Source organism: Nonomuraea sediminis (assembly GCF_018531495.1).
In the GTDB taxonomy this organism is placed as follows: domain Bacteria; phylum Actinomycetota; class Actinomycetes; order Streptosporangiales; family Streptosporangiaceae; genus Nonomuraea; species Nonomuraea sediminis.
The window spans coordinates 314390-326720 of record NZ_JAHDTI010000001.1 but is presented as its reverse complement, the minus strand read 5'-3'; the positions used below and the strand labels follow the sequence as shown (position 1 = coordinate 326720).

Sequence of the window (12331 nt, the reverse complement as noted above, 5' to 3'; positions counted from 1 at the left end):
GCGGTCATACCTTTCGTACGGTGACCCCGGCCGCCCGCAGGGCGTCCACCTCGGAGTCGGGGGCCGCCTGGTCGGTGACGACGGCGTGCAGGGCGGAGATGGGGGCGACGAAGGCGAGAGCCGTACGGGAGAACTTGGCGGCGTCGGCGGCCGCGATGACGCGGCGGGCCGAGGCGATCGCCGCGCGCTTGATCGCGCTGTCGGCCAGGTCGTGGGCGGTCATGCCGTCGGCGGCGGTCAGCCCGCAGCAGCCGAGGACGGCGGTGTCGAAGCGCAGCACGGCCAGCGACGCCTCGGTCAGCGGTCCCGTCAGCGCCAGCTCGCCGGGCCGCGGCTGGCCGCCCGGGACCAGGAGCGTGAGCTGCGGGCCGCCGGTCAGGGCGTTGACGGCGTGCAGCGAGAGCGGCATCACGGTCAGCCGCCGGTCGTGGAGGGCGCGGGCGACCTCCAGGCACGTGGTGCCGCTGTCGATCACGACCGACTCGCCGTCGGCGATCAGCGCGGCGACCTCCGCGGCGATCCTGCGCTTGGCGTCCGTGCCCTCGCCCGCCCGCCACGCGAACGGCGGCTCCTGCCCGCGCAGCAGCACGCTGCGCGCCCCGCCCCGATACCGCTCGAGGACGCCCTGATCGGCCAGGATCTCCAGGTCGCGCCGGATGGTCATCTCCGAGGCGCCGGTCAGCTCGGCCAGCTCTCCCACGCCAAGCTGCCCCGCCTCGCGAACGGCGTCCCTGATCAGCCGCAGCCGCTCGGTGCTCCCCATGTCACATATTGAACAACATTTCTGTTCGAAACGCGACCTGGAGCACAGCAATCATGTTCGGAATGGAAAGGGCGCGCGCCTGCGGAGGCGGTTCGCAGGCGCGCGCCCCGTGCGGGCCGGGCGGTGAGGGGGTGTCACGCCCGGCCCGACGCCTTACTTGTTGACGTGCCCGGCCAGGTAGGCCGCGTCCTTGGCCAGCTTGGCCGCGGGGGTCTTGGGGTTGAGCCGGTCACCTTCCACGATCTTGACGGCCTTGGCGAAGGTCGTCGACGACGTGACCTTGGTCGACAGGTTCCTGGCGCCGGAGGCGTAGTTGAGCCAGGCGGCCAGGAGCTGCCCGTCGAGCTTGCCTGCCGCGAGCAGGGGGTAGGCCTGGGCGGGGGTGCTCGCGGCCACCTTCTCGTCGAAGACCTTGCTCGCCGTACCGGCGATCTTGAGGTAGCAGGCGAGCACCGCGCCGGACCTGCCGGACTTCATGCTCGCCGCCCACTGCGCCGCGGTACGCGGCTTCTTGGCGTGGCCGCGCTTGCACTCCGTGGCCGCCGTACCGGTGTCCGACACGGTGGTGTCGCCGGTGTAGACCTGGTCGTGCAGCTTGGTGGGCGAGTGCGTGGGCGTGGGCGTGCCGGACGTGGTCGGCGTGGGCGTGGGCGTCGGCGTCGAGACCGGCGGCAGCGCGGCGAACAGGTCGATGCGCGGCCTGGTCAGCGAGCCGAACGTGATCTGCTTGCCCGTGTCGCGCAGCCTGGCCTCCAGGAAGTCGACGCTCTTGCCCGGGTAGGCGGCCTTGAGCACCGCGAACGCGCCCGTCACGTGCGGGGCGGCCATCGAGGTGCCGTTCATGGACTCGTACCCGCCGCCGGGGACCGACGACTTGACGTCCACGCCGGGGGCGAAGAAGTCGAGCACCTTGCCCCGGTTGGAGAAGGAGGCGATCGCGTCCGCGTCGTTGGTGGCACCCACGGTGACACCGGTGGAGACGCAGCCCGGGTAGTTCACCCCGGCCGCGTTGCCGTCGTTGCCTGCGGCGAACACCGTGGCCACGCCACTGGCGCGCAGCAGGTCCACGGCCCCCTTGAAGGGGTTGGCGACCGGCGGGTTCGGGTCGTCGGGGAAGCTGTCGCACGGCGTGTCATACGCGCTGCCGGGCAGGCCGATGCTCAGGTTGGCGGCCGCCACGTGGTGGACGGCAGCCTGCGCGTCCACCCAGGCCAGCGCCGCGAGCTGGTCGCTGTCGTAGGTGTAGACGCAGGGGGCGCCACCGGGGCAGGCGTCCAGGTCGTTGCCGCGGGTGAAGACCTGGACGGAGATGATGCTCGCGCCAGGAGCCACACCGTCGGCGGGGGAGCCCGCGGCCTTCTTGCCCGCCGCGATGCCGGCCACGTGGGTGCCGTGCGTGCACAGGTTGGTCGCCCCCGCCACGCAGTTGCCGGTCTTCACGTCGGAGGCGCCCGCGCCCTCCTGGTCGGTCGTGCCGTTGGGGCACAGCGGCGTCTCACCCGGCGCCTGCGGGTGGGAGAAGCACCGCTCGGCCACGATCCTGCCGGCCAGGAAGGGGTGCGTGGTGTCCACGCCGGTGTCGATGACGGCCACCGTCTGCCCCGTGCCCGTCTGCCCGGCCGCGTGGGCCTTGTCGGCGCCGATCACGTGGGTGCTGGAGTCGAGGACGGCCTTGCTCCTGCGGTCCTCGCGGATCCAGAGCACGCCGCCGGTCTTGCGCAGTCGCCGCAGGCCCGCGTTCGTGACGTTCAGCGCCATCATCGGGGTGGGCGTGGCGATCGTGCGGACCAGGGTGATGCCGTTCCCCGAGCGCGCCTTGGCCGAGGAGGCCCCCATCAGGGTCTTGGCGTCGAGGGCGGGCTTGACGCCGACGATCACGCGCGACATACCCTTCTTGGCCTCGGCGGCGACCTTGGCGCTCACCGGTAGCAGGCGGACGGGCGCGGCGTTGGCCGTGGGGCCCGTCAGGGCCAAGGATGATAAAGCGGCCACGGCTACCAGGGCGCCCGCGAAATGGCGGCGCATGCTCATCGGGGATCCCTCCGGGAATGTGATCACGGGACTTCGGAGATTACCGACAAGTCGTGATAAGCAATGGGGCCCGTGATGCAGTCGAAACATGACATGTTGGTCATCCGCGCAAGGGGGTGACTTACGTGAACCCCTGTGTGATCCTCTGCTCAGGGTGGGAAGGGGGCTCCACGGTGGGACGGGTGTTGGTCGTCGAGGACGACGACAGGATCGCCAGATTGGTGGCTCGCGCCCTGCGCGACGACGGCCACAGCGTGGACACCGCGATGACGGGTCCCGACGGGTTGAGCACCGCGCTGGCCCGCGACTTCGACCTGGTCGTGCTGGATCTGATGCTGCCCGGCCTGGACGGCAGCCGCGTGCTCGAGCGCCTGGTGGAGGCCAGGCCCGAGCAGCGCGTGCTGGTCCTGTCGGCGATGTCGGACGTGAGCGTCAGGGTGGCCTGCCTGGAGGCGGGCGCCGCCGACTTCCTGGGCAAGCCCTTCGCCGTGGCCGAGCTCATCGCCAGGGTCCACACCCGGATGCGGGCCCAGGCGCCGGGCGCGGCCAAGCGCTGGCTGACGTCCGGCCCGGTCAAGCTGGACCTGCGGCTGCGCCGGGCGACGGTGGGCGACAGGCAGATCGAACTGCCCTTCCGCGAGTTCCTGCTGCTGCAGCACCTGATGTCACAGGCGGGCCAGGCGTGCAGCCGCGCCGAACTGCTGGCCGACGTCTGGGGGATGACCTTCGACCCGGGCAGTAACGTCGTGGACGTGTGCGTGCGGCGGCTGCGCGCCAAATTAGACAATCCCGATCGTGTGGAGACGGTCCGCAATGTCGGATACCGCTTTATCGAGGATTAGCCGCTGGCTCATCGCGGGGTGGGCGGTCAGCGCGGTGGTGAACATCGCCCTGATGTACGCCTTCCCCGGCGCCGAGACCATTCCGTTCCACCTGGTCTGGATAGGGCTGTCCCTCATCTACGGGTTCACCGTGTGGCGACCGTACGCGATGGTGCTCGCGCTCGTCGCGGTCGCGACCAGCACCGGGTACGTGCTGGCGCACCACGCCGAGCTCGGCGAGATCGGCTGGGAGGAGACCACCGAGGTGCCGCTGATGTCGGCCATCTTCGGGGTCATGGCCTGGCACGTGCACCGCAGGCAGCGGGCGCTGGCGCAGGTGGCGCGGATGGCCGAGGCCGAGCAGCGCCGCGCCGAACGCCAGCAGCTGTTCGTCCGGCTGGCCTCGCACGAGCTGCGCACCCCGATCACGATCGCCCGCGGCTACGCCGAGCTGGCGCTGAAGGCGGCCGACGACGGGGAGGACCTGGCGATCGTCATCGAGGAGCTGGACAAGATGGCCCGCATCAGCCAGCGCCTGGTCACGCTCATGCAGGTGGACGCCGCCTACGAGCTGGAGGTCAGGGACGTCGACGCCCAGCTCGTCCGGATCGTGCGCAGGTGGGAGCCCGCCGCGCCCAGGGAGTGGGCGGTGCGCTCGACGATCGGCTCGATGCCCGTCAACCCGGAACGCCTGGAGACGGCGCTGGACTGCCTGCTGGAGAACGCGGTCAAGTTCACCTCCCCGGGCGACAGGATCGCGGTGACGGGATACCTCTCCGGGGACGCGTGGGTCATCGAGGTGGCGGACACCGGTGTCGGCATGACCGGCGAGCAGGCCAGGGCGCTCACCAAGGCCAAGGAGCCCTTCCCGCACCGCACCGCGACGGGCAGCGGTCTCGGGCTGGCCATCGCCCGCGCCGTTATCGAGACGTGGGGCGGCACGCTCCGGGTGAGCGGCAGCCCGGGCCTGGGCACCACGGTGACCCTGAGCATCCCTGTCACGGTGGATAAGATCCACATAAGGAAAGATGACAACCAGATGACAGCCACGTCATGAAGCGTGGCCGCGACGATCAACCCGACCGCATCATCCGGGGCAGGAGCATCGCCCCCGGTGGAGGTCGAGGATGCGTCGCCGTAGGAAGAAGTACGCCCCCTGGGCGGTGGTCCTCACCGTCCTGGCCGCACTGCTGCCGCCGCTCGCGCTGGCGTCGCCTGCCCGGGCCCAGACCAGCTCGATCACCATCCAGCCGCACGACCTGGGCACAGGCTCGGCGCTGACGACGTTCCAGTACCTGGTCAACGTCGACAACACGCGCCTGCCGAACGACCCGGTCCCGGCGATGCGCACGGGCGTGGCGCCGACCGAGAGCAACAGCCCGGTCGTCGCGGAGGGCGACCAGAACAGGGCCTCGCTCACGCTGCCGGACGGCAGGTACCTGATCTCGGTCAGGTCGGCCGACCACAAGATGTGGGGCAAACACGTCACGCTTCCCCGCGACGCTGGAACGATCCGGATCGACATGCAGGAGGCCAGCGCGGCGCACCCGCTGCCGCTGGGCAAGATCCGGGTGTTCGTCTTCAACGACAGCCAGTGGACCAACGGCGCGCCCGACACCGGCGAGCAGGGCCTGGAGAACTTCCAGGTGACGCTGGAGGAGCAGACCAACTCGCAGGTCTCGGTCGACTACCACAACAACCCGCTGTGCGGCGGCGACTGCCGGACCGCCTCGGACGGGTTCGTGCAGATCGACAACATGGGTCCCGCAACGTACTTCATCTACGTCACGCCGCCCGACAGCTGCGGGCCCGGCGGGACGGGCAAGTGGACGCAGACCACCACCATCGACGGCGGGCTCGGCCTGCAGGCGGGCGTCGAGGAGGGGTCCGATGGCACCGGTGCGCCGGGTGAGGCGCTGTGGGAGCCGCCCGACCGGCGCACCGGCTACTGGTTCGGTTTCGTCTGCACCGCCACCGACTTCGCCAGCCCCGGCACGGGCTCGATCAGCGGGACGGCCAAGAACTGGAAGGCCTTCCCGCCGTTCGAGGAGCTGCAGACGGCCGAGCCGGTCGAGAACCCGTACGTGGCGCTGTCGAGCAGCGCCACCGACACCACGCTCTACGTCGGCCAGGGCGACGCGGACGGCAACTTCCACATCCCGAACGTGCCGCCCGGCTCCTACACGCTGTCGATCTGGGACGAGCAGCTGAGCTACATCATCCGCTTCCTGCCCGTCGACGTGGCCGCCGGTCAACAGGTGGCGCTCGGCGACGTGGGCGTCTCGCGCTGGTTCGGCTGGCTGTCGGGCCACGTCTACCAGGACAACGGCATCGCCGCCAACGGCACGCCGCTGCCCGCGGGCAGCGCCAAGAACGGCGTCCGCGACTGCGCCGACATCAACGACGAGCAGACCTGCGAGCCCGCGATCCCCAACACCGACGTCGACAACCGCTGGCGGGACGGCTCCATCAAGGACTCCACCTTCACCGACGCGCAGGGCCGCTACGAGTACACCAACTCCGAGGGAGGCCCGCTCGGCAAGTGGTTCATCGGCGAGGTCGGCTTCTCCCGCTTCGGCACCACCGGCGCCGCGGTTCACTCCGAGTACGACCAGGCGGTCTCCACCCACGTGCCGACCGACGTCGGCGGCGGCCTGCTGACCAACCAGCTGATCGTCGAGGGCCACCGCAGCGAGGTCGACTGGGGCAAGTACCAGTACGGCAACGAGCCGGGCCAGATCGTCGGCATCACCTACTACGCCACCACCCGCAACGAGTTCGACGCCCGCATGCAGGCGCACGAGGACTACGAGGCGGCCATCCCCGACGTGACGGTCCGCCTGGAGGGCCTGGGCCCCGACGGCCAGCCCAACACGGCCGACGACCCGGTGCTGAACGAGTACGTGACCGACCACTGGCAGGCCTCGACGAACTGCGACGTCCTGGACAAGAACGGCAACGACATCAGCGCCCAGCTCAACCCGCTCATCGGTCCCAAGTGCGTCGAGGTGCCCGCCACCGGCAACGAGACCAAGGACGCCGCCTTCGACGGCGGTTACGCCTTCGCCGACTACTGCCCCAACGGCTGGGACCACTTCGACGCCGACGGTGACAGCGTCTGCGCCGGCGGCGGCTCGCCGGTCCCGCTGGTCGCCGGCACCTACATCACGCACGTGATCATGCCGAAGGACGCCACGGACGCCAGGCCGTGCAACACCGCGACCAACAAGTACGTCAGCGGCTCCGGCGGGAACGGATGCCTGTTCCGCCCGGTGGCCGAGGAGGACGTCAACGTCGATCTCGGCGACCAGTTCCCGCCGGCGATCCCGCCGCCACCGTGCACCGGCGACGCGCACCAGATCGACCAGTCCACGCTGACCCCGCGCAGCCCGTACTACGGCGTGACGCCCAGCCCGTCCAAGCCGCTGTGCGACAAGCGCCTGGTCGTGCTGCAGAACAAGCAGAACGCCAACGCCGACTTCTTCCTGATGACCAACTGGAAGAACGGCATCGACGTGGCCGAGCCCGGCCGCATCGTCGGCCTGGTCTCCGACGACATCTACTTCGACCGCGACCCCAAGTCCATCTGGTACGGCGAGCCGCGCGCGATCGGCAACCTCCCGATCGGCATCCGCGACTACAACTGGCGCCTCATCACCACGGTGAACACCAGCGAGAACGGCGCCTACGAGGCCCTGCTCCCGTCGACCCAGACCTTCAACTGCCCCATCCCGCAGGGCCCCTGCCCGGGCATGTACGTGGTGGTGGTCAACGACCCGGGTGACAAGGCGCACCCGAACCCGAACTACAACCCCAACTACCTGACCGCCTCCTTCGCCTGGGACGTCTGGCCGGGCCAGACCGACCAGCTCGACACCCCGCTCGACCCGATCTCGGGCACGGCCTGCGAACTGCCGCTCAACACCCCCGAACTGCTGCAGGTGTCCAAGCCGTACACCAGCGCGGGCGACTCGGCGGCCGCCAGGCAGATCACCATCCAGGGCGATTTCTTCGGCACGGCAGCCGGCAGCGTGACGCTGGTCGACCCGGCGGGCGGCGCCCAGAACAGGACGCTCACCACGGCCAACGGCGGCATCGTCAGCTGGTCCGACAGGCAGATCGTGATCAGCGTGCCCACGGTCGGCCAGCTCGGCACGCAGATCCGCCCGGGACCCAAGCAACTGCAGATCAGGACCGCGGCAGGCGGGACCTCGGTCAACGGCCTGACCTTCCACGTGCGCGGCAGCGTGGGCGGCTTCACCTACCAGCCGCCCGTCGTGAACGTCGGACCGCCCACCACCCCGGGCGCCATCCAGACGGCGGTCAACGGCGCCGCCCCCGGCAGCCTGCTGATCCTGCAGCCGGGCGTCTACCACGAGAACGTGCTCATGTGGAAGCCGGTGTTCCTGCAGGGACTCGGCCCCGGCGGCATCGTCGGCGCCCGCGAGCTGCAGCAGCGCGCACCCGACGACCCGCGCTTCAACATCCAGGGCACCACGGTCGACGGCCGCTTCTTCCACGACAACAAGGCCACCTGGACCGCCGCCCTGTCGGCGGCCGGGTCGCTGGCGGGCGTGGACGCCGGCCACCCGGTGCTCGAGGGAGCCGGGATCACGGTCGCGGCCAAGACCACCACGGCCTACCCGAGCGGAGCGTTCAACGCGGCGCGGATCGACGGCCTGGGCATCACGACCGGCCACGGCCAGGGCGCGGGCGGCATCCAGCTGCAGTCCTACGCGGCCAACCTGCAGATCACCAACGACATCCTGGAGAGCGACGGCGGCATCTTCGCCGGCGGGATCGGCCTCGGCCAGCCGTACTACAACAGCCACAACACCGGCGTGAAGATCCTCTACGACCGGGTGCTGGGCAGCGGCGGGCTGACCCGCAGCGGCGCGATCGGGATCTTCCGCGGCTCCGACGGCTACGAGGTGGGACGGAGCATCATCTGCGGCAACTTCGGCGTCGAGTACGGCGCGGGCATCTCCCACTGGGGGCTGTCACCCGGCGGGAACATCCACGACAACCAGGTCTACTACAACGACTCGGTCGACTCGGGCGCGGGCATCACGATCGCGCAGGAGATGCCGCGCACGCCGGGCACGCTCGGCGACGGGTCGGGCAACGTCGATATCGACCGCAACCTCATCCAGAGCAACTACTCCGGCGACGACGGCGGCGGCGTGTTCGTGGAGAACGCCCACACCGCCAGGGTCAACATCCGCAACAACATGATCGTCGACAACGGCGCGGCCGACCTGGGCGGCGCGGTGATGCTGGACGACTCCTCCAACGTGGCGATCGTCAACAACACCGTGGCCAACAACGTCTCCACCGCCTCCTGCGAGACGTGCGACGACACGCCGCACTCGGCGGGGCTGGCGGCCGAGGCCAACGACCCGCTCTTCCAGGCGACGCTGCCGGCCGGGTCGCCGGACTTCTCCAACCCGGTGGCCTTCTACAACAACATCTTCTCCAACAACCAGGCGTTCACGCTGAGCCGGCCTGGCCCGGGAGCGACGCTGGTCAACCGGGGCTTCATCGACCTGGAGGTGCACGGCACCACCAACGCCGCGGACACCTTCACGCCGCGCTACTCGATGATCACCGCCAACGCCGTGCTCGGCTCCGACGGCAACACCCACCCGCTGCCCGCGGCGCCGGGCAACGTCTTCGGCGCCACGCCCTCCTTCGTCCAGCCGTTCACGCTGGAGCTGGCAGTGGCGGGGTCGCGGCTGGACCCGCAGATGGCCGCGGTCACGATCATCGGGCAGGACCCGCCGGTGGGCCTGACGGGCAACTACCACCTGAACGCGGGCTCGCCCGCGATCAACAAGGGACCGACCACGGACTCCGGCGTCGCCGCGCCGACCAACGACATCGACGGGCAGGTCAGACCGGTGACGCCCGCTCCCACGCCCTACGATCTCGGCGCGGACGAGGTGCTGTAGTGATGAGACGACGGGATCTGTTCACCCTCGGCGGGCTGGCCCTGCTGCTCGGAACGCGGTCGGCGCAGGCGAACGCCTCGTCAAGCAGCGTCTCGCTGGCCGCGACCGACGGGCACATCACGCTCCCCGGCAGGGCGCCGCTGTACATCTTCGGCTTCCTGCCGGTGCCGGCGAACATGCCGGTCTCCGATCTGGAGAGCGCCTACAAGGGCAAGGCCCAGCACACGGCGCCCTTCATGGAGGGCAGGCAGGACAGCGACCTCTACCTCACGCTGACCAACCTGGGCCTGGTCGGCAGGCCCGACCTCACCGACTCCCACACCGTGCACTGGCACGGCTTCCGCACCCCGACCGCGCTGTTCGACGGGGTGCCCGAGGTGTCGGTGTCGGTGCCGATCTCGCGGCAGTTCACCTACTTCTTCCGGCCGCACAACGCGGGCACGTACATGTACCACTGCCACTTCGAGGACGTCGAGCACGTCCAGATGGGCATGACCGGCATCGTCTACGTGCGGCCCGCCCAGGACGGCAACGGCGCCCTCGACCCGCTGCACCGCTCCTCCAGCTACGCCTACCAGGACGGCAACGGCTCGACGGCCTACGACAGGCACTTCGCGATCCTGCTCAACGAGATCGAGGAACGCCAGCACGACGCCGACGAGCAGATCCAGGAGTTCATCTTCACTGACTACCAGCCGCAGTACTTCACGCTGAACGGCCGCGTCTACCCGCAGACGATCCTGCCCAACGACGACCCGTCGCTGCCCTTGCAGCCGCACTCGTCGCTGATCCAGGTCAACCCGGGCGACCGGGCGCTGCTGCGGCTGGCCAACCTCGGCTACCAGCAGCACGCCATGCAACTGCCGGGGATCGCGCTGAAGGTGGTCGGGCAGGACGCCACGCCGCTCGCCACGCCGTACGTCACCAGCACGCTCTACCTCGGGCCGGGCGAGGCGCGCGACGTCATCTTCGTGGCGCCGCCGTTCGACGCGGCCAAGCCGGTCTCGACGGACGCGCGCGGCTCGTACAACACCTACTGGTTCAAGAACAGGGACTTCCGGCGGCTGTCCAACCACGGCGCGCCGGGCCTGGGCGGGATGGCCACGCAGGTGCGCGTCTATCAGGGCTCGCCGCTGCCGGCGCAGACCACGGTGGGGGAGACCTATGCTTAAGATCCTCGCGGCCCTCCTGCTGGTCGCGGCGCCGCTGAGCGTGCAGGCGGCGCCGGTCCCGCGGCAGGGGATGGTCTGCGCCAACGGGCCCACGTTCAACCTGACGGCCTCCAGCGGCTACATCGAGACCCCCGACGGCAACAGCGTGCTGATGTGGAGCTACGGCGCGCCGAACTTCCAGAGCCCCGGCCCGGTGCTCTGCGTCAACCAGGGCGACACGGTCACGATCAACCTGCACAACGCGCTGCCCGACCCGGTCTCGATCGTCTTGCCTGGGCAGTCGGACGTGGGCGGCACGGGCAGCGCCGGGCTCCTGGCCAAGGAGGCCGCTCCCGGCGGCGACGCCACCTACACCTTCACGGCCTCGCAGCCCGGGACGTACGTCTACGAGAGCGGCACCGACCCCTCCAAGCAGGTCGCGATGGGGCTGTACGGCGCGCTGGTGGTACGGCCGGCCGGCCACCCCGACTATGCCTACGACCTCGCCACCCGCTTCTCCGGCGAGTACCTGATCCTGCTGAGCGACATCGACCCCGACCTGCACCACGCGGTCGAGACCGGCGGCACCTACGACTTCGACACGCTGCGCAACCGCTACTTCGCCGTCAACGGCCGCCAGTTCCCCGACACGATCCAGGACAACGGGGTGAGCTGGCTGCCCAACCAGCCCTACGGCGCGCTCGTGCGGGTCAAGCCGTACAACGCCACCGGCAACCCGCTGCCCGTGCTCATCCGCATGATCAACGTGGGCACGCTCAACCACCCCTACCACCCGCACGGCAACCACCTGCGGCAGATCGCCCAGGACGGCAGGAAGCTGGCGGTCTCCACCGAGCACTTCGCCGAGACCATCGCCTCCGGCCAGACGCTGGACTACCTGTTCTCGTGGACCGACCAGGACTCGTGGAGCTCGGGGACGAACCCGTTCCCGCCCTCGGTGGCCAACCCCGACTACCGCAACCTGACCTTCGTCGACGGCAACACCTGGTACAGCGGGAGCGCGTACCTGGGTGCCAAGGGCACGCTGCCGACGGGCACCGCCTCGCAGAACGTCTGCGGCGAGTGGTACTTCCCGTGGCACAGCCACGCGCTCAACGAGTTCGCCAACTACGACGCCAGCTTCGGCGGCATGGCCACCCTCCTGCGGGTCGATCCGCCCGCCGGATGCTCGTCGGTGGCCGGATCGGCGACGATCCTCGCCGGGACCCTGCGGTCCGGCAACGCCGCCGCCCTGGCCGCCGCCGACTCCAGCTACTACCAGGTCAACGCGGCGGGCACGAGCACCGACTGGTACGGCGGCTTCGCCGCGGTCCCCAGAGGCTCGGCCAACCTGGTCGCCACCTACACGGGCCACAACTCGGTCTCCGGCCTGGCCACCCAGCTGTCCTACTACCGGTGGTCCACCAGCTCCTGGGTGGCGCTCGGCGCGGCCACCGCGATCGGCACGTCCGACGTCACCGTCACCAGGAGCGTGCCCGCCGACGCCATCAGCTCGCAGGGCCAGGTCCGCATCCGGGTGCAGACGACCGGTCCCGCCGGCTTCTTCACCTCGGCCAACCTGCTCAAGCTCACCTACGACGCACCATGAGGACC

The 12331-nt window shown here is 70.1% G+C and carries 7 protein-coding genes; 5 read left to right on the top strand and 2 right to left on the bottom strand.

What is annotated here, in order from left to right; all coding sequences use genetic code 11:
• Positions 1-4: 4 nt before the first annotated feature.
• Both KIK09_RS01410 and KIK09_RS01405 read right to left on the bottom strand, forming a co-directional pair.
• On the bottom strand, positions 5-763 hold the full coding sequence (locus KIK09_RS01410) for a DeoR/GlpR family DNA-binding transcription regulator (protein ID WP_214316758.1): 759 nt from the start codon (positions 761-763) through the stop codon (positions 5-7).
• A gap of 153 nt (positions 764-916) precedes the next feature.
• Entirely contained in the window at positions 917-2794 is a 1878-nt protein-coding gene (locus KIK09_RS01405; RefSeq protein ID WP_214316757.1) for a S8 family peptidase, read from the bottom strand.
• A gap of 173 nt (positions 2795-2967) precedes the next feature.
• Here KIK09_RS01405 and KIK09_RS01400 point away from each other — a divergent pair, with 173 nt between their 5' ends.
• From KIK09_RS01400 to KIK09_RS01380, 5 genes are all read left to right on the top strand, one after another.
• Complete coding sequence (locus KIK09_RS01400) at positions 2968-3636, top strand: response regulator transcription factor (RefSeq protein WP_308163881.1); 669 nt, start codon at positions 2968-2970, stop codon at positions 3634-3636.
• 34 nt (positions 3637-3670) lie between these two features.
• The gene (locus KIK09_RS01395) at positions 3671-4672 is read left to right on the top strand and encodes a sensor histidine kinase (protein ID WP_214316756.1); all 1002 of its coding nucleotides are present in this window, start codon (positions 3671-3673) and stop codon (positions 4670-4672) included.
• Between the two features lie 70 nt (positions 4673-4742).
• Positions 4743-9566: a choice-of-anchor Q domain-containing protein gene (locus KIK09_RS01390; protein ID WP_214316755.1), complete on the top strand. Its 4824-nt coding sequence runs from the start codon at positions 4743-4745 to the stop codon at positions 9564-9566.
• A gap of 2 nt (positions 9567-9568) precedes the next feature.
• Positions 9569-10738, top strand: a complete 1170-nt coding sequence (locus KIK09_RS01385) for a multicopper oxidase domain-containing protein (RefSeq protein WP_214316754.1) — start codon at positions 9569-9571, stop codon at positions 10736-10738.
• Positions 10731-12326: a multicopper oxidase domain-containing protein gene (locus KIK09_RS01380; RefSeq protein ID WP_214316753.1), complete on the top strand. Its 1596-nt coding sequence runs from the start codon at positions 10731-10733 to the stop codon at positions 12324-12326. The genes KIK09_RS01385 and KIK09_RS01380 overlap by 8 nt, the downstream gene beginning before the upstream one ends.
• Positions 12327-12331 lie beyond the last annotated feature (5 nt).